The organism is Melioribacteraceae bacterium (genome assembly GCA_019638015.1).
Lineage (GTDB): Bacteria > Bacteroidota > Ignavibacteria > Ignavibacteriales > Melioribacteraceae > JAHBUP01.
In genome coordinates this window covers 2946236-2972364 of sequence record JAHBUP010000001.1, presented here as the reverse complement: position 1 = coordinate 2972364, position 26129 = coordinate 2946236, and the positions used below count along the sequence as shown (strand labels likewise).

Sequence of the window (26129 nt, the reverse complement as noted above, 5' to 3'; positions counted from 1 at the left end):
ATGATATTTTACAAATATCGAATATGGAAAAAATGAGAACAAATAGTAAAAATATTATACGCGTAATTTTAATCGCACTTCTTTTTTCGATATTCAACGAGGTAACACCTCAAGATAAAAAGATAAATGATGCCGCAAAAATATTTCTTAGAATTGAAGAAGGCATCGGTTCAGCTACTGTGGATAAATTTTCTTCCTTCTTTTCATCAAAAAACTACTTGAGTCTTTCAAATGGTACTAACGGATATTTCAGCGCAAATCAATCCTTTTATGTAATAAAAGATTTCTTAAGCGTGTATCAACCAATCAATTTTAAACTTAACCTGGTTAATAGTGACTCCAATACACCATTTGCATCGGGTACTTTAAAATATAGTTCAAATGGAATTAGAGGGATTGCATTAGTTTATATCTCTCTAACTCAAATTGATAATCATTGGAGAATTTCACAAATAACCATTAAATGAGATGCTGGAAAAATTGACCCCAAAACTTAGGATACAATTAATCTTATTAGCAGTCTTTGTATCCATGTGGATTTTAAGTGGGTTTATACTACCAAGATTAATAAGTAGCATTCAAGGCAATTGGGAAAAACGTCTATCCAATAGGATAAACGAAATTAAGCTGTCGATTCATGAGTATTTTAGCGAACAGGAAAACGAGTTATTTAAGAGTCAACAAGAATTTTTAAGCATCCTTGCAAATAAATCAGATAAAAAACTTACGATTGATGATTATTTTGAAGCGCTCGAAGAATCTAAGGAATTTAATGCTACAATACTTGTATTTGATAAATCGCAAAAATTGATCTATTGGAATAACGATAACTTCCTCGAAAATAGCATTCATAAACTAGATTTAAGTACCCTCCCACAAACAATTGTAATTGAAAATAAACTCCGAACATTTTTATGCAGTTTAAGTCAGTTTGATTTCGCAACCGATAAATATTATTTGATTGTAGGAAAATTAGTAGATGATAAATCATTTAATAGCAGTGGTAAAGCTGTTCTAGACCTATCAAGTAACTTATCAATTCAGAATAATGTAAGCATAAATATTCAATTTAATAATTCAGATGTTCCCCGAGATGGAAGAATATTTATTGTTGATATAAATAATAGTGCCAACCAAAAAATTGGGATTGCGGTATGCGATAAACCTTCTATCAATTCTGAACTGCAATTGATTTCTGAAAATTTTTATTTGGCTCAATCTGTTTTATTCATACTTGCATTATTTATTTTGATATGGATAGGGATAGGTAGAGTTAAAAGCAAAGAGTGGTTATGGCTAATTACAGTGAGTACATCATTGATCGCGATGAGAATTGTTTTGTTTTACTTCAATATACCATCAAAATACTTTAATAATTCATTAACCGATTCTGCGAATTTTTCATCAACATTCGGTTTCGGAATAGTCCGCTCTCCTTTAGAATTATTTATTACTGTGGTAACCGGATTTATAATAATCACTTTAATAAATGAAAAAACAAAGAGTATCAATTTTTCATTTAAAAGAAGAAGTCCATTTTCGGTAATACTACTATTCGTATTAGCAACTTTTCTAATCTTACTATTTTATAGAGGAATTGGGGCTTCAATCCGAAGTGTGATCTTTGATTCGAGTTTACTCTACTTCAAGGATTTCACAATTATTCCCAGCGCACCAATATTTTTGATGAGTTTAAATATCTTGCTAATTGGGAGTGCCGGAATAATTGCAGCTTTATTAATTGTGAAAGTCAACTATAGCATTCTTCCAAATTCTATAAGCCCAAAATTAAAATTATTAATCATGCTGGTTTGGTTTCAGATTGCGGGAATCTTATTTGATTATTTTCAAAGAGAACCGCAAGGGACCCCCATAATACGTGTTGTATTTCTTCTTGTAATTGTAGCAGTATTTTATTTCAATCAACAATCGAAGCTTGAGGGAATTAGGTATTATGTTCTCACCTTGCTTTGCTCATCTTTAATCACCATAAATTTATTAACCTATTACAATTCAGAATTAGAGCGGGAATCTTTAAAGACAGCCGCCCATGAAATTAAGAGAGTCAATAAAGAATTTACATTGTTCATGATTAACCAAACATTGACTTTTCTAGGTGAGGATAATGACTTAAAAATCATGTTAATTAAAAAGGAATATAATAGTGCCGCGGCATATAAATATTGGCTCGGTTCTCTTTTGTCCAAGGAAATGCTTGTATGTTCATTCAAAATTTATAACTCACAAAAGGAAGTAATTAGTCAATTTGCTACAACTAAATTTAATAATATGTCTGTAGCCAGCAATTTTGAAGATTCATTGACAGTTGCGGAATATCAAAATTTATTTAAACCAGTAACAACATTAGCCGGTAGTATCCCTTTATGGAATGGAAGCGAAATTTGTGGTTACGTGTTTATCGAAGTATTAAATCCGGAGCAGTTATTCCCCAGTCAAGTTTATGAATTTGTAGAAAAAATCAATCCGCAATTACAGCAAAATAAGTTAGAGTACTCAAAGTACAATTTATTCGAGCTTCAGAAGGAGGAGATTGTAAGAAGTTATGCTCGTATAAGTTTAAATGAAGAAATTATCAATATCCTTTCCACAATGGAATTATCGAATCTGAATGAAGGATGGTTGAATTACTTTTATGATGGCGAAAAGTATCTGGTATATGTGCTCGAAAATGAGGATGGGGGAAGAATAATAACTATTAAAGAATATGAAAATATTTCATGGAATCTTTCAAATTTCTTTAAAGTGTTCCTCACTCATGCCATAATTATTCTTTTAGTGCTTGCTGGATACATACTAATAAATTTCGGAAAGTCTAATTTATTTGCATTTTCATTTCGCACGAAAATTACAACTGTGCTCATTATTGTTTCAATTCTCCCACTTTTTGGTATAGCTCAATATTTTAGAATTCTTAGCGATGATAATAGAATTGATTCTACTAAGGAGTATTTGTCAACCATGTCGCAAAAAATCAATGATTATTATTATGATTACTATACAGATGGAATGTTAAACGATACATTTATCTTCGAAGAAATTCATAATAAATTTGGTTACAATTATTCTGTTTATTCCGGTGATAAACTAATTTATTCTTCATATAACGATCTAATTGATGCTGGACTCCAAGAAAAGTCCCTACCTTATTTAGTCAGTAAGCAATTAAGTAGTGAAGCTATTAAGAAACACTTTGTTATTGAGAATGAAGAGCAGATAGTCTTACTTTCAAATCTCGAGGCAAATCCAATTTATATATTGAAGTTGGATAATTATAACAATAAGTATAAAGCTCAGTTCGGTGCGGGTGAGTTGGACCTTTTTATTTTCGGGATGGTCTCTTTCATGTTATTAGTATTAATAATTATTAGTACTCTGTTGGCAAAGGAAATTTCGCGTCCAATCCAAAAACTTATTAAGGCAACAAAATCAGTTGGAAGCGGCGATTATAGCATGCAGATTACGAACACTTACCGGGGGGAAATAGGTGAATTGATCTACGGATTTAATTCAATGGTTAAAAAGATAAATGAGGGTCAATCTGAAATAGCTCTACTTGAGAGGGAGGCAGCCTGGAAAGAAATGGCAAAACAAGTAGCCCACGAAATAAAGAATCCTTTAACACCTATTAAGCTTTCAATACAACAACTGATAATTGCATATCGCGATAAATCACCAAAGTTCGAACTGATATTCGATAAAGTAACCACAACCGTACTTACTCAAATCGATATTCTAACTAATATCGCATCTGAATTCTCCGCCTTTGCACGAATGCCAAAGCAAGCAATTAAGAAGGTAGATATCCTAAACTCAATTAATGAGGTAATAACACTCTTCGCTGATGAAAATGTAAATATAACTGTTAATGCTAATTTAGAAACTTTATTGATAAATGCTGATAAAGACAGTATAAGCAGATTATTTATCAATCTAGTTCGTAATTCAATACAAGCGGAATCAAAAATAATTATTATAAATGTTGATGAAAATGAAGCATCATATTTTATTCGAATAATAGATGATGGTATTGGTATCCGCAAAGAAGATATTAACAAAGTATTTGATGAAAATTATACAACAAAAAATGATGGGATGGGGATAGGATTAAGTATGGTTCAGAAGATAATCGAAAGTATTAATGGTAATATTGTTGTGGAAAAATCAAGTGAATCGGGTACAACTTTTCTTATTACACTATCAAAGAATAGTAATGTCTAACCTTACCTCATATCAATTATCGGCACTTGATACAAAAAGTCACATATCACTTACCGCTAATGCCGGATCGGGAAAAACTTTAGTATTATCCAAACGCTTTATTGAAATTATACTTAATGAAGAAATTGACATAAACAAAATTGTCGCAATTACTTTTACTGAGAGAGCCGCAGGAGAATTACAACGAAAGATAGCTATTGAGGCTGAAGAAAGATTTAATAGTGAAAAAGATCAAAAGATTAAAAATAAACTCTACTTCTTAAGACAAAACCTAGTATCATCAAACATTTCAACAATCCACTCTTTTTGTGTTTCAATACTAAAAGAGTATGCAACAGAATGTGGTTTAGATGTAGGCTTTATCCCCGTTGATGAGAAAATAGCTAATGATTTGATCCACTTATCAATTGAAGAGGTATTGAATGAATCTAATTCAGACGAAGGACTGAATACTTCAATTCGCTATTTGCTGAGACTCTTTGGTTCAAAAAACCAATTAATCTTGTCGCTAATAAAAGCGATCGAAAAAAGAAAACAAATTGAACAGTTTACGTTTGAGTTATATCAGAAGACTGATGCAGAAGTTATTGAATACTATAAAATACTTTTTGAGGAGAAGTGCGGCAAGTACTTTAATAATACCTTATCGGAGTTTATTGAAGTAGTCTCAGAAATTAATTCATTTGTACTTATAGATAATCCAACGAGTGAATATGCCATTGAAATTAATCATCTGCTGAGTAATTATGAAAAGGTAACTTTATTCCTCCAAAGAATTAAAATTGCATTATCGATTTATTCAAAGATTTTTACAACAACTAACAAGTTGAGAGAAAAACAATATCTTAAAAAGAATATTGAGAAGTATGAGCACCATACAACACTATTAGGAAAGGTGTTAAATGAATTGAAATATTTTTCCGAAATTGGCGAATTTAATGATCCACAAGAGTATGAACTGATTGCTTTCGGGAAACATTTTGATAAAGTTTTTAGACGAGCCACTAAGAAGTACCAGGATAAAAAGACGAGTAAAAGATATATCGATTATGACGATATATTGATTTATGCTCTAACTGTTTTAGGGAACGATTACGTGAAAAAAGAATTGCAGAAGAAATATCAATATTTTATGATCGATGAATACCAAGATACCGATGAGACCCAGTATAATATATTTATGCCGATAGTTGAGTATCTTAAGTCTGGAAACCTATTTATAGTTGGTGATGAAAAGCAGAGCATTTATAGATTTCGAAATGCGGAAATCGAAATATTCAGCAGAACAAAATTAGATATTGCCGCTTATTCTGGTGCTGGAAAAAGCTTAAATCTACCACATAGTTTTAGAATGTATCCAAATATTGTTTTGTTTGTTAACTATCTCTTTTCAAGAATGTTGACGGAGTATAATCCTGAACTTGGTGAGCTCGAATATTCTGAATTAATTTGTGCTTCTAATTCTCAAACTCTCGGTTCTGTCGAAATATTATTGGGAGGAGAACAATTGGAAGAAGCGGAATTGATAGCGCGTAAAATTAAACAATTGACCGCCAAACGAGAGATTGATGATTACAGTGAAGTGGGGATCCTATGTAGAAAGAGGAAAATGTTCGCTGCACTTGATGCTAGATTAGCTGCACATGGAATTTCTTATTCAATTATTGGAGGTAAAGGTTTTTATCAGCAGCAAGTTATCTACGACATTTATAATTATTTGTCAGTCTTATTAAATAATGATGATGATGCGGCAATGGTTGGTGTTCTCCGGTCGCCATTCTTTAATTTGTCCGATAGTCAATTGCTAAAGCTGAATCAGTTTAACGGTAACTCAATATTCGAAAAATTAAAACTAGCAGCTGTTCAAAATTCTGATTATGAATATGCTTACAAAATCATAAGCGCGAACATTCAATTAACAAAAAGTGTTGACATACCTCAGCTAATTAGAAAAATACTAAACGAAACGAATTATTGGGCAATTATAGCTAGTAGAAAAAACGACGAACAAGATATCGCAAACATCAATAAGATTATCCGGATTGCAAGAAATTATTCAGATAAACTTTTCAGCCATCTATTTGATTTTACCCAAGAATTAAAAAAAGAAATACTGACCAATGAGGATGAAGGTCACGCTCAGCTCTCTGAAGGGAATAACAAAGTAAGAATAATGACTATTCACCAGGCGAAAGGACTTGAATTTAAAGTTGTTTTTGTTGTAGGTATTGATGTAGAAAGCAGATCCGATTCTTTAAAATCAAAAAGTATTTCTCTTGATAAAAAGTATGGATTTTTAACAAAGGTTCCAGCTGAAAATAACTATTATAAGAACTATTCAACTCCAATAATTGGGGCACTGTACAATTATATCGATCAAAAAAAAAATATGGCTGAAATTAAAAGACTGTTTTATGTCGCCGCTACAAGAGCCATTAAACACTTATATTTAACCGCTTCATCGCCAAAGGGAGATTCAACGTCATTTATAGAGTTATTGAAATCAGCGATTGCATCAGATTTGGATGTTAATTCAATTTCTTTAGAAGCTAATGTTAAAAAATTGGATTACTCCTCGCCAAATAATGAATCAATCAGCCAAATGTGTATGGAGATTCCAATTGTAAAGAATATTGATGATCAAGAAAGTATTAATATAGAGGTGGGAGTAATTGAACAAAAGAAATTTATGCTTTCTAGAATTGATGATAAATCGAAACGTGAGATTATTTCGGCTACCAAAATTAATATGTTTGAACAATGCCAACTGAAGTATCAACTGACTTATGAACTTGGGTTCAAACCTTTGATGACTCTTTATGAGAAGTATGATGAAGTGAACGAGGATGATATTGAGGATAAAGAAAGAGTTACAATCCCGCAGTTAAAAGGTGCTATTATTCATAAGATATTAAGTGAGAATGTTATGGAGGGATCAGTAGAGCAGAGTGTTAATTATCAATTACTTCAGCATAAAGCGATAATTCCGGAAGATATGTTCGAGCAATATAAAAATGAGATTTGTCGCTCAGTTTTGAGATGGATGCAATCTGATAGTTATTTTGAAATTAATGGATTCCAAAATTATTACAATGAGTATGAAGCATACTGTTTTAAATATGGGCATTATTTATTTGGCATTATTGATAAGCTAATCATTGAAAGTAATCAAGTTATAATAATCGATTATAAAACTGATAAGATTACTGAAAATCAAGTTTTAGAAAGGGCCAAAAATTATTTGACCCAGTTAAAGTATTATTCATTTATTATTTCACAATTATATCCACATATTTCTACCTTCATATTAATGTTGATATTTTTAGAATATCCTGATAAAAAAATATCGTGGGAAATAAGTAGGGAAGAAGTATTGGGATATGATTCACATTTCGACAAAATCATAAAATCTATTGAATCAGGTCCATATCCACAAAATTTGAGTCATTGCACTAAGTGCATGTATGCTGTAAAAGGAGAATTATGTATAAAAAATATTTAGTTATTACCATTTGTATTACTATGATGCTAGCATTAGCGTCATGTTCAAGTGAAAAAATTGTTTACTATTATGTACCCCCTGATCTTCAAGATCAGGAAAAATATTTGAATACGATTGAGGACTTTAAACCTCATTTTACCGGCAAAAAATTATTTATTGATCCTGGGCATGGAGGAGAAGATAGGAGAAATACAAATAAAGCCGGCAATGTTATTGAAGCGGATGTGAATCTGCGAGTTGCTCTCTTTCTCAAAAATTTTATTGAATTATCAAACGGAGAAGTAATCTTATCGAGAGATACAGATAAAACTGTTCCTTTAGCATTTCGTTCTGAACTCGCCAATAATAGCAAAGCCGATTTGTTCATAAGTATTCATCATAATGCGCCTGCTAGGTGGGAGGATGATTATACTAATTATACATCAACGTATTACCATGCTCTTGAAGAAAATTACGAGTATGAACCAATGGAGAGGGATTTGGCTAGATTTATTCAACGAGATTTATCCTATGTAATGCGTAACCCGGGTGGATTAGGTTCATTTGATGGCACTTACTCTGATTATTTTATTTATCCGGGAGATGGTTTCTCGGTGCTTCGCAGAACATTAATTCCTTCAGTGCTTGTTGAATGTGCATTTCACACTAGTAGTCACGAAGAACAACGGCTCAATATTGAAGAATTCAATAAAATTCAAGCGTGGGGAATTTACCGTGGATTGGGTAAATATTTAAAAGCAGATAAACCTGTAGTAACATATAAAGACTACGGATACTCGGTGGATAGTTTAATTATAAATATGAATTTTAAGATTGAAACAAAGACTCCGATAAATAAAAGAAAAATCGATGTCTTTATAAATAAACAGAGCAACAATTATAATTTTGATGAATCAACCGGAATGCTTGCTGTTCCAATCTCTTTAAATAGTGACCAAACTTTTTTGGTGAGGATTATAACAGCGAACAAAAATGGTGTTCACAATCTTCCATTCGAAAAAAGTTTTTCATTCAGGAATGGTGAGATTATTTATAATTAGAATAATGGTGAATCTTATTTTTTTAACTTATCACTGAATACTTTTTCGAATTTTTCAATTTTTGGAGTAATTACAAAGCTGCAGTATGGTTGATATTCATTTCGAGCATAGTAATTTTGGTGATAATCTTCTGCCTTATAAAATTTTTTGAAGGGAGAAATCTCAGTAACAATTTTAGTCTCCCAAATTTTTTCTTCGTCGAGTTGGGAAATTATTCCCTCCGCAATTTTTTTCTGTTCTTCAGAATGATATAAGATTACTGACCTGTACTGTGTGCCAACATCTGCCCCTTGTTGATTTAAGGTTGTGGGATCATGTGTATTAAAGAAAACTTGAAGTAGATCGGTAAAAGAGATTACCGAGGGGTCAAATGTAATTTGGCAAACCTCCGCATGACCGGTTTTCCCGGTGCACACTGCTTCATAAGTCGGGTTAGGAACATTTCCACCCGAATAGCCGCTTTGTACCTTCAAAACGCCGTTTACTCTCAAAAATATTGCTTCGGTACACCAAAAGCATCCACTCCCCAGAGTCGCAATCTCGGTTACTTTATTAGAATCCATTATGATCTCATCTTCGATTATTATTTGTTTACTATTTACTTTTGAATTGCATGCTATTAGACTTAAAAGGCATAAACCAATCGCATAAGAGAATAATATTTTCATTTTTATTTTCAATTGATCAAAATTTTTGTGTCTCTCTTTTCAAAACATATTGGCTGTAATTATAGTTCTCCTTGAGAGGTTCAAAATTTTTCTCTTTTTGCTATAAATTTTAATCAGACTAGATTTGAAACTTATAACTAAATTTCACATCTAAATTAAACCTTTTAGTAAAAAAGTATGTTAAAACAAAAAAAATAAGGATATGTTGTGAAAAAGTACTTTCTCTTCGTAATTCTGCTCCTCCCCATAGTTTCCATTTTCTCCCAAAACAATCAAAGAAGAATGGATGCTTCACAATTTCAACCGAATGGTAAAATAACCGGCTTATTAATTGACTCTGAAACAAACTCACCTGTAGAATATGGCAATATTATTCTGTTCCGATCGAGAGATTCGGTAATGGTGAATGGAACGGTATCTAATAAAGATGGCTCATTCACATTCGATAAAATTCTCCCCGGTAAATATCATATTAATCTTAGTTACATCGGATATTTAACAAAAAGAATTAGTGATTTAACAATTAATCCCTCTTCATGGACTATAGATTTAAAGGAGATTAAAATTGAACCAAAATCTGTCAATATGAATGAAATAGTTGTTCAATCATCAAAAGAGACAATGCAGTTCAATCTTGATAAAAAAGTTTATAATCTTGATGCAAATATGTCAAATTCAGGTGGAACAGCTGTAGATGTGCTAGAAAATATTCCATCTGTCCAGGTTGACGCTGACGGCGGTGTAGCAGTAAGAGGGAATACTAATATTACTGTATTGGTAGATGGAAGACCCGCATCTTTAGCTGGATTTAGCGGCTCGGATGTACTAGCTCAAATTCCGGCAAGTTCAATAGAGAGTATAGAGTTGGTTACCAATCCTTCGGCTAGGTATGATCCAGAAGGAACCGCTGGAATCATAAACGTTATATTAAAACGTAAATCAAATCTCGGTTATAGTGGCAATGTAATGGGTAATCTTGGTTCACAAGGCAGAGCTAATACTTCATTAAATGGTAGCATCAGAGATGATGACTATTCAATCCTTGCCGGTTATGATGGCAGATTTTTCAACACCTATAATGGTGGTACCTCATTGAGAACATCCTATTTAGGCAATTCGGCAAATATCCTCGATCAAAATACTGATGGGAATTTCAAAATGAAAAACCATAGCGTAAATTTTGGTATAGATTATTATTTGCAGGAAAGGGAATTTATTACACTTTCTTCACAATTACGATTTGGTGATTTTGATAATTCAAGTACAATAATTAACAAAAATTACACCGGTGTTAATAACCTAACTAGCTTCTTTGATAGAATAAGCACTGCGGATAGAGATAATCATTCGGGAAATTATACACTTAGTTATAAAAAGAATTTTGAAAATAGGGCGAAAGAGATTACTGCTGATATTATGTACTCAACTAGCGAGATGGATAATAACTCGTTCATTAACCAAAATTATTTTGATGTTGGTTCGGGTATGCCATTGCAAGTACCAACCAGACAAAATGCATTATCATCAAATGCTCAAAAACTTATATTGGCTCAGGCTAATTTTATTCAGCCAATGGATTCATGGGGTAGATTAGAAACAGGATTCAGAAGTCAAATTAAGGACCTCACTTCATCAAATAAATATCTTGATTACAATGCCTCTAATAATAGTTGGGGATTAAGTTCACTTGGCGATGATGAGTATGATTATAAGGAACTAGTACACGCTTTATATGCAATTTATTCAAATGGTATTGGTGATTTAACCGGACAGATAGGTTTGCGAGCTGAGCAAGTATATGTTGAAGGAAATTCTATAACTAAAAATCAAAGTTATGAGAGTGACTATTTTGATGTTTATCCTACAGCACATTTACGATATAAATTAAACGATATCGATGAAATTCAGTTAAGTTATAGTAGGCGAATCGATAGACCACAAAACAGACAGCTAAATCCCTACATAGATAGAACTGACTCTCTGAATATTTCTGCTGGAAATCCAAATTTAAAACCACAGTATCATAACTCCGTAGAATTGGGATTAACCCAAGCATTCGGAAAGACCTATTTAATTTCAAATCTGTTTTATCGTCAAAATACAAACCTTATTTCAACTATCAGCACGCTACTTTCAAATGGAGTTACATATTCAACATTTGAAAATGTCTCTAAAGGTAAATCATACGGTCTTGAGTTTATTCTAACTCAACCTGTTGCTGACTGGTTAAGATTAAATGGAACTCTTTCATATTATAACAGCAGTGTTGAAGATAAAGGAACTCTTGGCGGTACAAGATCAACAGATAGTTGGGTATCTCGACTCAATTCCTCATTTACATTTCCAAATGATTTTTCACTGCAGTTAATTTTCTCCTATTCTTCACCAACAATTTTACTATCGACTGGCGGTGGTGGTATGTTTGGCGGTGGCGGCCGGGGCGGCGGAGGTGGTATGGGTGGAGGATTTGGAGGAATGTTCTTCGGAAGTTCCGCTCAAACTAAAATGCAGGAACAGTATGCTATGGATATGATGGCTCGAAAAGAATTTTTAGATGGAAAATTAACTTTTACTTTAAGAGTTACTGATTTATTTAAGACGAGGAAATTCAATACTGAAACAATAGGTACTGGTTTTTCAATTACTAATGATAGAAGATTTGATTCGCGTATGGCATTTTTAGGAATTTCATTTCGAATTGAATCACGCCGTACTCAAGACCAGAATCGAAGAGAAAGAATCGAAGAAGGGTTAGACGAACTTTAGAGAATTGGGGTTAATCTTTTCATTTTATAAAAAGATTAACCCTATCTTCTTACCGATAAACTCTCCATAAATTTTATTATAATTCAAATGTAAATATTAAGGCATGATGGTGAAAAGATTAATTCAAATTCTTTCTGTGGTTTTCCCATTTGTAATAATTGCCGTTCCACTACAGCCCACTCACCAAGATATTAATTTACTCAAGGATATTTCTTTAGATAGCTTGATTGAACAACAAGCAAGCGAACCCAAAACAGTCTTCGGTTTCTTACCATACTGGGAATATCTTGCCGGGACTCATAAAACAATTGATTATAGCTTACTTACACATGTAGCCATTATGGCATTTGAGGCTGATAGTCTTGGCAATATTACTCCTCCAATTAATTGGCCATGGATTGATGTTATTAATTCTTCGCGAGATAATAATTGCAAAATTATTTTAACGGTTGCTAATTTCGAAGGAACTCAGATTAATAAATTAATGAACGATTCATTTATACGTGAAAACCTATTTAATAATATTGCGAAATATTTATTTCCCTACTCTTTAGATGGGATCAATTTTGATTTTGAGAATTTACTGGATTCCGATAAAGGTGAGGTCGTTATAAATTTTCTAATATTAGCCGGTAATCATTTCAAAAATATAAATCCAAGTTTGGAAATTTCATTTTCTACTCCAATTGTTAATGATGGGAAATGGGACTTTAAAAGAATGAGTGAAAAATGTGATTATTTATTTGCAATGGGTTATGATTTTTATGGTAGTTGGAGTGAAACAACAGGCCCCACTGCACCTTTCTCTGGCCCTTTTTTTAGTGTTTCTAAAGCAGTACTAAGTGATTACAAGCCGGTGATCGATTATAACCCGAAAAAATTAATTTTAGGTGTGCCATATTATGGGAATTATTGGAAAACGGATTCTGAAAGACCATACGCACCGGTTAAAAGATTTAATCCAGATTCATTAACGAACAACTGGCAAAAAATAATTCTTCACCGCGATTTATCAAACTATAAAGGTGCCGAATATTTATGGGATGAAATTTCACAAACTCCTTGGTTGCGGTGGAAAGATTCCACGTGGAATCAGATTTGGTTTGAGGATTCAAAAAGTATCGAGTTAAAGTTTGAACTTGCCCTTACACAAAAACTCAGAGGGATTGGACTATGGGCACTTGGATATGATTCGGGAAGCAGAGAATTGTGGGAATTAATTAAATTGAAATTTTTTAATACCACCTCCATAGATAGTGAAATACAAGCAAATAATAATTTTGTTTTGTATCAAAATTACCCCAATCCATTCAATCCCGAAACAACAATAAAATATTCTGTACCTAAAATATTAGGTAAGAATACCTCTAAAGTATCTTTGAAAGTTTATGATATTTTGGGAAATGAAATCGCGCTCTTGGTAAATGAGGAAAAAATTCCTGGAATCCATGAAGTGAAATTTGCATCATATCAATATGAACTGGCATCCGGTATTTATTGTTACAGATTAGTAATCGATAGTTTTGCTCAATCTAAAATCATGACATTTATAAAATAATCAATATTAATAGGAGTATGCATGAAAGAGAATGTGGGTGGTGTAGACCGTAACCTTAGAATTATTCTTGGAATATTAATCCTTGCAATTGGCATAGCGTACGAATCTTTATGGGGTTTGATAGGGTTAATACCGATCGCCACGGCATTTATGAGAAGATGCCCGGCTTACTTACCTTTTGGGATTTCAACGTGTAAGGTAAAAGAAAAATAGAGTATAGCGTATCACATGTGCTGGTTTTTTTAGGTCATCTTTGTAGGGGAAATTCAAAATATCTTTATTTGATGCTTTTGAGTTAAGCAGTACTTTTTTATATTGATGTATAAAATTCAATAGTGAAGAAGTGACTGAGAAAAAGTTCAGCCTTTTAAGTGATTATGATCAAGTAGGTCCTTGTATTGATGAAATAATTGCTCATTTATCCAACCAGGGAGTTGAACAATTTACTTGCAACGCCATAACTATCTCTTTAACCGAAGCAATAAATAACGTAATAAAACATTCGTACAAAGGGGAACCAAATCATCTCATCGAAGTTAAAGTTTCCAAAATTGATAACTTATTAAATATTGTAATCGTTGATAGCGGCAGTCCTCGCCCAAATCTTGATGTTCGTGAACTGGATTTCGATCCTTCCGATATTGATAATCTTCCTGAAGGAGGAATGGGCTTGTTCATCATAAAACAACTTATGGATGAAATGAGTTATTATTCAATTAATGGTGAAAATTACTTTGCATTAAAAAAGTGGCTCTACTAATTATTAATAATCTATCTAAACAATTATTCATCTGCCTCATCTTACTTTCAACGTTATTTGTTGAAAATAATTTTGCACAGGATTCTACAAGAAGCGAAGCGTTTCGTGAAAACTTCTCGCGCCGTCAGCCATTAATTAAGGCAAAATATCCATCCTATTCTCTTATTGCAGGCTATTTATTAGTGAGTGAAGCTAATCGTAACGACCCATTTGCACAGCATGAACTGGGTATCAGGTACCTTCTCGGCAATGGATTTAGTGCAGATACAGTTAAGGCTATTTATTGGATTCGCAAAGCAGTCGATCAAAACCTTCCAGCAGCAAGATTTAATTATGGTATAATGCTTTATAATGGAATTGGAGTTCCATGGAATCCGTTTGAGGCTTTTCAAAATTTTAAAGCAGCCGCTGTTTCAGGTTTAGCTGAAGCTCAATTAGCTCTCGGTTTAATTTATACAGATAACTTGACCGTAAGCCGTAATTTGAATGAATCTTATAGATATTTGAAACTGGCTACGCAGGCTAATAATAAAGATGCCAAATTAGCTTTAGACCAGCTCTTGAAAAGTGGGTTTATCCCTTCGCTTCAAGCCGATTCAATCGATATACAAGTTAATAAAACGGCAGATGAATCTTCCAATTTGATGAATACTAATTGGGAATTAGATTATTTTGATTTCGAGAGTGGCGATAAATCTAATGAGTTAAATAATGAAGAGTTTATTAAAAATCTTATTGAAAAAGATAAAGCAGAATTAAAGAAGTACTTGGGAATAAATGAGGTAGGTGATTCACTACATATCAAAGATACAACCTCAGTTGGACTGATTAATTATGCCGCGGAGATTGGTAGCCCGGAAGCACTTTTAATAATTGGCCGGTGTTACGAATTAGGTTATTTATTTGAAAAAGATTTGGTTAGATCATCAATTTCTTATTTACGTTCGTACAGACTTGGTTCTTTTAAAGCTGGGGAATCATTATTTAAAATGTCTCAGAATCCTTTATTTATTTCAATACTTCAGAAGGGAGTAAAAGATAATTTCTCTGAAGCGAAATTTATTTATTCGGCATTAGCGGCTCTAGGGTTTAATAATCAGATAACGAGCGAACAGGCACTTGCACTTCTTCAGTCGGCAGCGAAAGCAAATCATATTCCTTCCTTAATTGAAATGGGACTTCTTCATTCACTCGGGACCATTGTTCCAAAAGATAAAAATAAAGCAATTGAGTACTGGACAATCGCAAAAGATTTAGGTAGCCGGGAAGCGAATATTAGAATGGCATTATTGAGCCTTACTGACTCATCTGTTCAGAAAAGTGAGAATGAAATTAATACACTTATTCAATTGGCAAATGAAGGGGCGGTATTGGCCCAGACCGCTTTAGGATATTGTTTTGAAAATGGAATTGGGGTAAATGAAAATAAAGCACAGGCAGTGAAATATTATAGAAATGCCGCACAAAGAGGTAATCAAACTGCATTTTATTCATTAAAAAAGATCTACGATGATATCAGGCCAGATAATGAATTATTCCGAATTTATGAATGATGCCCAATATCTTTAAGTATTACAAAAGTTAAATCATCAAATTGAGGTGTAGTACCTCTGTATTGATTAACAGACCAGAGTAAAATATTTTTAATCTCATCAGAAGTTCTAAAGGCGTTATTTTTTATTAAAATTTTTATTCTTTCTTCACCAAATTCTTGATGTGTTTCATTCATTGTTTCATTTACACCATCGGTAAAAAAGAAGAGTATGTCATTTAGTTCTGTTCGTATCTCAATTTCCTCGAGAGTTTTCTCAAATACGCCTCTATCATTAAACCCAATACCAATGCCTGGAGGAGCAATAGATTCAATGGTTTGTGAAGAACTCTTATAGTGATATAATGGTCCATGACCGGCCCTAATTACCTTTAAAGAGCCATCCTCATTAATTAATGCGGTATTTAGAGTAATAAAATTTTCTTTTCGCAGATTTTTCGAAAAATGATACTTAAACAGAATTATCAATTCTTTAAGATCGGAGATTGAATCGAGCAATAGATGAAAAATAGATTTTACAACTACCATATATAATGCGGCTGCCATACCTTTGCCTGATATATCGCCAACAAATAAATAAGTTTTATTATTCTTCTCAACAAGATCAAAGTAATCACCGCCTACTTCTCGTGCAGGCTCATAATATGATGCTATCTCAAATTTATTAATTGTATTTCCATGTTTAGGAATAATATCTGATTGGATTTTCCTAGCCACATCCAACTCACTTCTTGCAGAAAGTTTATCTGCCAATTCAAAAGCAAGCAACAGATTAAAAATTATAAAACTTAGTATTAGGTAAAAATTGCTCGGCTGACTATAGCCTACAAAAAAGAAGAGAAGAGCAGCAAAATAAAAAATTCTTCTTGCGGGGCTCAATTTTAAGATGAATGCGTTAAACAAACTGCGGATAAATATTAGAGAGCGATAAAACTTACTTTTTGTTTGATCTGCTTTTGGAATATCTTTTGAGAAGAATTCATATACTTCTCCAGCTTCTCTTTTTACCAACCTCTCTATTTCATTATAACTGAGATCACTGGTATAAAGATCAAATATCCTTTTTATAGGGTTCGATTCTGACACTTTTCTCTCAAAATACTAAATATTGGACGTAAAACTAATCAAAAATGTTAGTAGATGATCATAGGTTATGTTAATATTTTTGACCAGGTCAGTTTTCGGAATATTTTGTATATCAAGACATAGTTTCCTATTTTTTGTCTCAAAATAAATGAAGAAATGTTTAAATGGTTTGGAAAATAATTCTGTTTGTCCTGATGTCATTTGTAATTATTGCTGGGATCTCATTCCCAATCGTTGAGCAGCCAAAAGCATGGTTTGAGTTTCCATTTATACCGGGATTGGAAGAAAAAGCTAAAATTATCTTTTTCCATGTTCCAACTGCTTGGTTATCTGTTCTTGCTTTTTTAATGGCGATGATTTATGGGGTTAAATATTTAAGAAGCAAGGACTTAGACTACGATTCCAAATCGAATGCCGCTCTTCAACTTGGTATGGTCTTTTGTGTTTTAGCTACCGTTACCGGCTCAATCTGGGCAAAATTTACATGGGGAGCTTTTTGGCATTGGGACCCACGCGAAACGAGTATTTTTATTCTACTACTTATTTACGGTTCACTATTTGCGCTTCGATCGGCTATAGAAAATGAAGATAAAAGAGCTAGTCTTTCAGCAGTTTATTCAATAATCGCTTTTTTAACTGTACCTTTTTTCATTTTTATTATGCCAAGGATTATGACCGGATTGCACCCCGGCTCGGCAAATGATGATAATGCAGGACCGGTTGTTGACTTCAAAATGAATTTAAATATGCAGGTAATATTCTATCTTTCGCTTATTGCATTTACAATGCTTTATTTATGGATTTGGAAAATTAGATACAAAACTTTGATCATGAAAGATAATCTTGTTAAACAGAATGTGAGGTAGGTCTTGGAAAACGGATTTTTAGGTTTTCTTGAAAGTAATGCAATTTATATTGTACTATTTATAGTACTTGTCGTTTGGCTTGGGATATTTTTATTTGTTCTTAATACTGACAAGCGTCTCAAAAAAATTGAAATGGAATTAAAGGAGAAATAATAAATGAATAATAAATACATTTTTGGAGGAATAATAATTGTCGTTTTTATGGCAATTATGATTTTCCTTTTTACACAAACAAACGTTTCATACGAAAATAATTTTTCAAAAGTGATTAACAGCGAAAAAACGATTAAAGCTACGGGAAGCTGGGTGAAAGAGAAAAATTATACATTCGATAAAAACAACAACATTTTTTCTTTTTACATGAAAGATGACCAAGGAAACGAGATGCGTGTTTATTATAAAGGAATGATTCCAAATAATTTTGAATCATCGACAAGTGTAGTTGTTACAGGAAAGTACATTAATGGCAATTTTCAGGCAACTGAAATTCTAACTAAATGTCCCTCAAAATATCAAGATCAGGCAACTCAAAGCGCTAATTCATAGGCAGTCAGGAGACACAAATGATAGGAAATATTATTTTAACACTCGGTTTACTAACCGCAGTGGTTGGTGTTGTGATGTATTATTTAACTTTTAAAGGGTACAATAATACTCTTTCAATTGCTAGATTGTCATTCCATGCTACTGTTATTTTAATTATTGCAGCATCTGCTTTTTTACTTCATGCAATTTTAACTCATCAGTATCAATATAAATACGTTTATAACTATAGTGGAAGTGATCTTCAAATCGGTCTCCTTATCTCTACTTTTTGGGCTGGTCAAGAGGGAAGTTTTATGCTCTGGACACTTTTCACTGCGATCGTTGGATTAATACTTCTCGACTATACTTCAAAAAGAGGAGATTTAGAACCGAGGGTAATGGTTATTTTTTCTCTGGTTTTATCTTTCCTACTAATCATGCTTAATCCACTTTTAAAGTCACCCTTTAATTATATCTGGATGGATCAAGATTTCATTAATCTAAAAAGTATCAACCCAGCATTTTTAAGTATGCCTGCATTGCAAAGTTTTATGTTCAACGATCCTCAGTCGGGTAGTTCTTTTATTCAAATGGGAAAAGAATTATATGCGACACTTACAGCCAACAATATTGCCGTTAATGATTTTATTATTGAGGGGAAAGGTCTTAATCCGCTTCTTCAAAATTTTTGGATGCAGATACACCCACCTATATTGTTTGTTGGTTTTGCAATGTCGGCAGTTCCATTTTCATTTGCTTTTGCTGCGATCTTAAAAAATGAATATAAAGATTGGGTAAAACAATCATTGCCATGGGTTTTAGCAGGCACAATGGTTCTCGGAGCTGCTATTATGCTTGGCGGATACTGGGCCTATGGTGTATTGGGTTGGGGTGGTTATTGGGGCTGGGATCCGGTTGAAAACTCTTCTCTAGTACCCTGGATCATTGGTGTTGCATCAATTCATACCTTACTTGTTCAAAAGAAAACTCAAGATAAAGGGGGAAGCGGAAGATTTGTGAAAACTAATCTTATCCTAAGTATCCTCACTTATATACTTGTTTTATACAGCACATTTTTAACGCGAAGCGGAATTCTAGGCGATGCTTCAGTTCACTCGTTTGTTGATCCTGGAATGACGGTTTATCTATTCTTGGTTATTTTTCTTGGGCTATTTACTTTACTGGGAATTGGTGGAATTGCGTATCGATGGAAATACTTAACAGAGAATTTTTCATTCGAAGAAAATGTTTTATCTCGAGAATTAGCTTTATTTACTGGTGCCGTAGCATTGATTGCTTCTGCAATTATAGTTTTTGTTGGAACAAGTGCACCAATTTTTGGGCAAACAGTTGAAATTAAATTTTATAATGAGCTCAATCTTCCAATTGCAATCATAATTGGATTTCTAAATGGCTTCAGTATTCTCCTTAAGTGGAAGCATACCGAGGGGAAAGATTTATGGAAACAATCAAGATTTGCTATTCTTTCAGCATTAATATTGACCGCCTCATTTGTAATTATTGGTGGCTTGAATGATGTAATGCTTATTATTCTTGCTTATTCATCATCTTTCGCTCTTTTTGTAAATGGTGAAATTGCCTATAAAATTTTTAAGGGGAAGAAATCTTTTCTGGGTGCATATGTCGCTCATATCGGTATAGCAATTTTCTTTATTGGTGTTCTCGCAACTGGTGGTCATTCTGAGCATAAACAAGTTGATCTTACAAAAGGTGAAAAGGTAAATGTTTATGGGCATGAACTTTCTTTCCTTGGTTATGAACCGTTTGATAATGGAAAACGATACTATTTCAATGTTGAAGTTAAAAAAGGTAGTTCAGTAAATGTTATAAAACCAGTTATGTTTGTTGCTGAGTTTAATAATAGTCTTATGCGTGAGCCCGATATATTGGTTGGCTTAACAAAAGATTTTTATATCGCGCCCGTTAGTTACTCAGACGGTACTGAAGAAGGCGATCATAATCATTCCGTCATTATGAAAAAAGGGGAGACTTTTGATTATAACGGTACTAAAATTTTATTTAACTCATTTGTTATGCCCGAGAATATGGAATCGATGATGAGCGGAGGAGGATTTAAAATAGGTATCGATCTTAAAGTAACCAGTAATGGTAAAACTGAATCATTACAACCGGTAATGCAGAATACCGGGGAGGGTCCAACATATATCCCTGCCGAATCTAAAAGTGCGAATTTGCGCGTATCAATTATCACAATGACCGCAAATGAGGGTAAAGTTGAATTAGAGTTTTCTAACTTGGACGGTACTGAATCTAAATCTCACACAGCTCAACTGAAAGAAGTATTGACAATTGAAGCCAGTATAAAACCATTTATAAGTCTAGTTTGGATCGGGGTTATTGTAATGGCATTAGGATTTATTATTGCGGCATTCAGAAGGTCTAAAGAGTCTTACGCTTAATTATTAATGAAATAAAAAGCGGCTCACTGAGCCGCTTCTAGTTTCTTTATCTTGAATAATTTATAATTTACACTATCACACAAAGCCTGCCAGCTAGCCTGTATTATATTTTGCGAAACACCTACTGTGGACCATGTTTCTTGTCCATCACTTGATTCTATTAATACTCGAACTTTTGCGCTGGTACCATGTTTTTCATTTAACACACGAACCTTATAATCAATCAGTTCAATTTGAGAAATTTCGGGATAAAACCGGGTTAATGCTTTTCGAAGAGCATTATCCAATGCGTTTACAGGTCCATCACCGTTTGCCGCAGTATGTTCAATTTCTCCATTCACATCTATTTTCAGTACAGCTTCGGCAACTGAATTTTTTTGATTATCAAAAGTGACACTTATTTTGGAGTCTAAAGTCTTAAAGTAGGGTGAAAATTCATTCGTCTCCTCTCGTAAAATTAATTCAAATGATGCTTCGGCTCCATCGAATTGGTAGCCATCATACTCAAGCGATTTAATATGATTTACTATTTTTTTACTCAGCTCATTTTCATTGGAAAGATCAACCCCAAACTCTTTTGCTTTATAACGAATATTGCTCTGCCCTGCAAGGTCTGAAACTAGCACACGTTGTTTATTGCCGATTGTTCCCGGACTAATATGTTCATACATGCGGCTGTCTTTTAATACGGCGCTTACATGTATTCCACCTTTGTGTGCGAATGCTGATTTCCCGACAAATGGCGCTCTCGTATTGGGAATTAAATTCATTATTTCAAAAATGAAGTTAGAAAGGGGAGTTAATTGTTCCAAAGCTAAATTATGCTTTGTATTCTTTCCCATCTTTAATATCAAATTAGGAATTATACTTATCAAATTTGCATTTCCGCATCTTTCACCTACCCCATTTATTGTACCTTGAACATGAACAGCACCCGCGCTTATTGCGGCAAGCGAGTTTGCTACGCCAAGTTCACCATCATTATGTGCATGAATCCCAATTGGTTTACTTAATTGTTTTTTTACATCAATAACAATATCATAAACTTCACCCGGAAGCGATCCACCATTCGTATCACAAAGTGTGATCACATCCGCTCCGCCACTCTGCGCCGCTTTCAACATTCTTATCGCGAATCCATTATTGTCTTTGTATCCATCAAAAAAATGCTCGGCATCAAAAACAACTGTTCTTCCATGATCCTTCAAAAATTTAACTGATTTAAAAATCAGCTCCTCATTTTCATCTGCTGTTAAGCCTAATCCCTTCTCTGCATGAAAGAGCCATGTTTTACCGAATATTGAAACGTAGGGACTTTCAGCTTTCAACAGCATATTTAAATTATTATCGGAATCAATCTTATCTGGAAAACGGGCGGTTGACCCAAATGCGCAAATCGACGCATGAGTCAGTTTTATTCTTTTTGCCCTCTCAAAAAATTCCTCATCTCTTGGATTGCTGCCGGGCCAACCTCCCTCAATTATATCAATCCCGAAATCGTCAAGTTTTTGAGCAATTACTAATTTATCCTGAACAGATACATTAACACCTTCTCCTTGTGTACCATCACGTAATGTTGTATCAAAAAGTTCTATCAGATTTGATTCCATATTCTACTCAATTTTGGTTTTAAAAAACTAAATCATCTTTGTAGCGCGGGCAAACTCGAATAATCCTCCGGCATCAACTATTTCGAAAACACTGCCGAGTGGTTTCAAATTATATTTTTCACCCGAAGTTTTATTAATTAATAAATTGTTCGGTAAATCAATTTCAATCTCATCACCGGTTTTAATTTTATTATTTAATTGAATCTCGCTTTCAAAAGGAATTATAAATCCACCATCGACAGAGTTACGGTAAAAAATTCGGGCATAAGATTGAGCAACAACTACTTTAACTCCAGCAACTTGAAGCGAGAGGGGAGCGTGCTCGCGCGATGAACCGCATCCAAAATTTTTTCCCCCGATAATTATTCGAAATTTTGATGAGTGATTATCACCATCAATAAAGGGAATTCCGCCATTAGGTAAGCCTGCCTTTTCAATTGGTACGCTTGATAATGCATAATGCCCATATTTTTTTAATTCTTCCGGATCACTCGTTGAATACACAAGATGCTCGGCAGGTATAATTTGATCAGTATCGATATTATCGCCGAGAACGTATGCTAATCCATTAATAACTTTTTCCATTATTTCCTCAAAATAAAAATTTTACAAAAAATCTCGCGGGTCAGTAATAACACCCGTAACCGCTGAAGCCGCGACGGTTAGCGGAGATGCCAAATAAACACCTGATGCTTTGCTTCCCATTCTGCCGGGAAAATTTCTATTGGTGGTAGAAATTACAACATCACCATCTATACTTCTTCCAATAGTATCTGATGGTCCACCCAAACATGCGGCACAGGATGATTCAGCAATTATGCATCCTGAATTTTCAAAAATCTCTTTAAGTGAAATTCCTTTGTGGGTTTCTTCCGATAGTTGTTTTGCAACTGTAGTACTTGCCGGAACAACAAAGGTTGGTACTTTTACATTGTTGCCGAATAATATTTGCGCCGCGAATTGAAAGTCGGTTATTTTACCGCCGGTGCAGGAGCCAATATAACATTTTGTCAATTTTGTACCGGCTACATTTCGAACTATATCTCTGTTATCTGGGCTATGCGGCTTTGCAACTAAAGGTTCAATCTCTTCCACGTTATAAACATATTTAGATTGATAATTGGCGTCCGCATCACTTTCAAATTCATCAAATTTAGTAATCCCAACTTCCCTTAAATATTCTCTTGTAATCTCATCAACTTTTATAATTCCATTCATACCGCCTGCTTCAATTGCCATATTTGTTAAAGTCATTCTTTCATACATTGATAGAGAAAATATTGCATCACCGTCAAATTCCATTGCGCGGTATGTGGCCCCGTCGGTTGTAATATCGCCAAGAATCTGAAGTATCAAATCCTTTGCGGTTAAATAACTCGGCATTACCCCATTAAATATGAACTTCATTGATTCGGGTACTTTTTCCCAAATTTTGCCGGTACCCAAAATAAAAGCGGCATCAGTATTGCCAACACCGGTAGCGAACATCCCAAAAGCTCCGCTTGTGCAAGTGTGAGAATCGGTACCAAATAAAACAGTACCAGGTACATTATATCCCTCTTCTGCAAGGGCTATGTGGCAAACACCCTTATATCGCTCGGTTCCAACATCATAATAATTTGGGAGATTTTGCTCAGCGGCAAATTGACGAAGAATATCAACATTTCTATTTGCATGTGCATTTTGAGTAAAAATGTAATGATCAGGAAATATGACTAATTTTTCTTTATCGAATATTTTCGCTTTTTCCCCAAATTCTTTTTTCCAGATTGCGATTGTAGGTGGTCCACAAACATCATGTGTCATTAGCACATCAACATCGAGCCAAACATTTTCACCGGGCGTAACAAAATTTTTCTTTGCCGATTTAGCTAATATTTTTTCTGTGATTGTCATTCCCATATTATATCCTTTGCTTTATACAAGACTTATTTCTTGAACTTCATATTTTGATTTAGAAAAAATTTCATAATTATTGATTGCTTGAATATATGCTTTAGCGCTGGCTTCAATAATATCGGTTGAAATGCCTCTTCCATTAAATGATTTTTCATCCTGGCGAATTCGAATTATTGCTTCACCCAATGCCTGTCTTCCCGAAGTAACAGATCTAACTTGATAAGACTCAACATTAAGTTTTATACCTAATGCCCGTTCAATAGCGTTAAAACTCGCGTCAACTGGTCCATCTCCGGTTGAAGATTCTTGATAAACTTTACCAGGAGATTTAATTTTTACTGTTGCTGTTGGTATCATATCAGAACCGGAAATAACATGAAGATATTCCAGCTCATAAAATTCTTCTCGTTTATTAATCTCGTCACCCATTAATACACGGAGATCGTCATCAAATACCTCCTTCTTTTTATCAGCAAGAAGAACAAAAGCCTCGTAAGTTTTTTGAAGATCCACTTCTGACGGATGATAGCCAAGTTCAAGTAATCTAGCTTTTAAGCCATGCCGCCCTGAATGTCTTCCCAAAACAATTTTTGTTTTATTAACGCCGACAGATTCAGGTGTCATAATTTCATATGTCTGTTTGTTCTTTAACATCCCATCTTGATGAATCCCCGATTCATGCGAAAATGCGTTTTCGCCTACAATAGCTTTATTTGGTTGAACAACAATTCCTGTAAAGCCTGAAACCATTCGGCTTGTATTAAAAATTTCAGTTTGATTTATTTCGGTGTAATAATCGTTTATATCTTTTCTTACTTGAAGTGCCATTACAATTTCTTCGAGGGAAGCATTACCGGCTCTTTCACCAATTCCATTAATAGTGCATTCAACCTGTCGGGCGCCATTTTGAATTGCCGAAAGTGAATTAGCTACAGCAAGTCCCAAATCATTATGACAATGAACACTTATTATAGCCTTATTAATATTTTTAACGCGCCGTTTTAGCTCCGCAATTTTATTGCCATATTCATGAGGGAAAGTATATCCTGTAGTATCGGGAATATTTACAGTTGTAGCACCAGCTTCAATCGCGGCTTCAATTACATCTGCTAAGTAACCAATATCGGTTCTGCCTGCATCTTCTGCGGAAAATTCAACATCGGAAGTAAAAGTTTTAGCGTACGCAACTGCGTCATAACTCATTTGAATTACAGTTTTCCTTTTCTCTTCTAATGTCGCACCATATTTTGAATCGCCGAATTTTCCAAGAATATGAATATCTGAAGTGCTCGAAAAAGTATGGATTCGCGGTTTAGAAGAATTCCTTATTGATTCAAATGCGGTTTTAATATCAATTTCCTTTGCGCGTGAAAGTGCCGCTATTATAACATCAACTTCATCCGCAATTCTTTTAACCGCTTCAAATTGCGCCGGAGAAGAAACGGGAAAGCCGGCTTCAATTACATCCACATTTAATTTTGCAAGTTGACGCGCGATCTCAAGTTTCTCATAAACATTTAATGAAGCGCCGGGAGATTGTTCTCCGTCTCTTAATGTTGTATCGAATATTATAATTTTTTCTTTCATTACTACACCTGAAAGTTATTTTGTAAAATT

19 protein-coding genes are annotated in these 26129 nt (G+C 33.9%); 13 read left to right on the top strand and 6 right to left on the bottom strand.

Annotated features, from left to right (window positions below; translation table 11 throughout):
- Positions 1-23 precede the first annotated feature (23 nt).
- From KF816_12770 to KF816_12755, 4 genes are read left to right on the top strand one after another with little or no spacing between them, the layout of a single operon-like run.
- The gene (locus KF816_12770) at positions 24-467 is read left to right on the top strand and encodes a DUF4783 domain-containing protein (protein MBX3008888.1); all 444 of its coding nucleotides are present in this window, start codon (positions 24-26) and stop codon (positions 465-467) included.
- A 1-nt stretch (position 468) separates the two neighbouring features.
- A complete protein-coding gene (locus KF816_12765; protein MBX3008887.1) occupies positions 469-4239 on the top strand; it encodes a HAMP domain-containing protein in 3771 nt (1256 codons plus the stop codon).
- Positions 4232-7741: a UvrD-helicase domain-containing protein gene (locus KF816_12760; protein ID MBX3008886.1), complete on the top strand. Its 3510-nt coding sequence runs from the start codon at positions 4232-4234 to the stop codon at positions 7739-7741. The genes KF816_12765 and KF816_12760 overlap by 8 nt, the downstream gene beginning before the upstream one ends.
- Positions 7723-8781 (top strand): N-acetylmuramoyl-L-alanine amidase, encoded by a 1059-nt coding sequence (locus KF816_12755; GenBank protein MBX3008885.1) that lies wholly within the window; start codon positions 7723-7725, stop codon positions 8779-8781. Before KF816_12760 ends, KF816_12755 begins: the two co-directional genes overlap by 19 nt.
- A gap of 14 nt (positions 8782-8795) precedes the next feature.
- Here KF816_12755 and msrA read toward each other — a convergent pair whose 3' ends face one another.
- Positions 8796-9449, bottom strand: coding sequence for a peptide-methionine (S)-S-oxide reductase MsrA (gene msrA, locus KF816_12750; GenBank protein ID MBX3008884.1), 654 nt, complete (start codon positions 9447-9449; stop codon positions 8796-8798).
- 207 nt (positions 9450-9656) lie between these two features.
- Between msrA and KF816_12745 the strand changes: the two genes are divergently transcribed.
- The 5 genes from KF816_12745 to KF816_12725 all read left to right on the top strand — a co-directional run bounded on the left by KF816_12745 (position 9657) and on the right by KF816_12725 (position 16086).
- Positions 9657-12215 carry a TonB-dependent receptor gene (locus tag KF816_12745; GenBank protein MBX3008883.1) on the top strand — a complete coding sequence of 853 codons (2559 nt, stop codon included), beginning with the start codon at positions 9657-9659 and terminating at the stop codon, positions 12213-12215.
- Between the two features lie 103 nt (positions 12216-12318).
- Entirely contained in the window at positions 12319-13773 is a 1455-nt protein-coding gene (locus tag KF816_12740) for a hypothetical protein (GenBank protein ID MBX3008882.1), read from the top strand.
- 21 nt (positions 13774-13794) lie between these two features.
- Entirely contained in the window at positions 13795-13986 is a 192-nt protein-coding gene (locus KF816_12735; GenBank protein MBX3008881.1) for a DUF2892 domain-containing protein, read from the top strand.
- A gap of 130 nt (positions 13987-14116) precedes the next feature.
- On the top strand, positions 14117-14533 hold the full coding sequence (locus tag KF816_12730; GenBank protein MBX3008880.1) for an ATP-binding protein: 417 nt from the start codon (positions 14117-14119) through the stop codon (positions 14531-14533).
- Positions 14521-16086 carry a sel1 repeat family protein gene (locus tag KF816_12725; protein ID MBX3008879.1) on the top strand — a complete coding sequence of 522 codons (1566 nt, stop codon included), beginning with the start codon at positions 14521-14523 and terminating at the stop codon, positions 16084-16086. The genes KF816_12730 and KF816_12725 overlap by 13 nt, the downstream gene beginning before the upstream one ends.
- Here the strand turns inward: KF816_12725 and KF816_12720 are convergent.
- Positions 16077-17171 (bottom strand): SpoIIE family protein phosphatase, encoded by a 1095-nt coding sequence (locus KF816_12720; protein ID MBX3008878.1) that lies wholly within the window; start codon positions 17169-17171, stop codon positions 16077-16079. The genes KF816_12725 and KF816_12720 overlap by 10 nt on opposite strands.
- Positions 17172-17335: 164 nt before the next feature.
- Between KF816_12720 and ccsA (KF816_12715) the strand changes: the two genes are divergently transcribed.
- From ccsA (KF816_12715) to ccsA (KF816_12700), 4 genes are read left to right on the top strand one after another with little or no spacing between them, the layout of a single operon-like run.
- Positions 17336-18037: a cytochrome c biogenesis protein CcsA gene (gene ccsA, locus KF816_12715; protein MBX3008877.1), complete on the top strand. Its 702-nt coding sequence runs from the start codon at positions 17336-17338 to the stop codon at positions 18035-18037.
- Positions 18038-18040: 3 nt separating this feature from the next.
- The gene (locus KF816_12710; protein ID MBX3008876.1) at positions 18041-18190 is read left to right on the top strand and encodes a CcmD family protein; all 150 of its coding nucleotides are present in this window, start codon (positions 18041-18043) and stop codon (positions 18188-18190) included.
- Between the two features lie 3 nt (positions 18191-18193).
- A complete protein-coding gene (locus KF816_12705) occupies positions 18194-18583 on the top strand; it encodes a cytochrome c maturation protein CcmE (GenBank protein ID MBX3008875.1) in 390 nt (129 codons plus the stop codon).
- A 17-nt stretch (positions 18584-18600) separates the two neighbouring features.
- Positions 18601-21003 (top strand): cytochrome c biogenesis protein CcsA, encoded by a 2403-nt coding sequence (gene ccsA, locus KF816_12700; GenBank protein MBX3008874.1) that lies wholly within the window; start codon positions 18601-18603, stop codon positions 21001-21003.
- Between the two features lie 23 nt (positions 21004-21026).
- Here the strand turns inward: ccsA (KF816_12700) and cimA are convergent, their stop codons facing one another.
- The 4 genes from cimA to KF816_12680 are packed head-to-tail and all read right to left on the bottom strand — an operon-like array spanning position 21027 to position 26099.
- The gene (gene cimA / locus KF816_12695) at positions 21027-22613 is read right to left on the bottom strand and encodes a citramalate synthase (protein MBX3008873.1); all 1587 of its coding nucleotides are present in this window, start codon (positions 22611-22613) and stop codon (positions 21027-21029) included.
- A 27-nt stretch (positions 22614-22640) separates the two neighbouring features.
- Positions 22641-23198, bottom strand: a complete 558-nt coding sequence (locus KF816_12690; GenBank protein MBX3008872.1) for a 3-isopropylmalate dehydratase — start codon at positions 23196-23198, stop codon at positions 22641-22643.
- A gap of 21 nt (positions 23199-23219) precedes the next feature.
- Positions 23220-24515 carry a 3-isopropylmalate dehydratase large subunit gene (locus tag KF816_12685; GenBank protein MBX3008871.1) on the bottom strand — a complete coding sequence of 432 codons (1296 nt, stop codon included), beginning with the start codon at positions 24513-24515 and terminating at the stop codon, positions 23220-23222.
- A gap of 15 nt (positions 24516-24530) precedes the next feature.
- Positions 24531-26099: a 2-isopropylmalate synthase gene (locus KF816_12680; protein ID MBX3008870.1), complete on the bottom strand. Its 1569-nt coding sequence runs from the start codon at positions 26097-26099 to the stop codon at positions 24531-24533.
- Positions 26100-26129 lie beyond the last annotated feature (30 nt).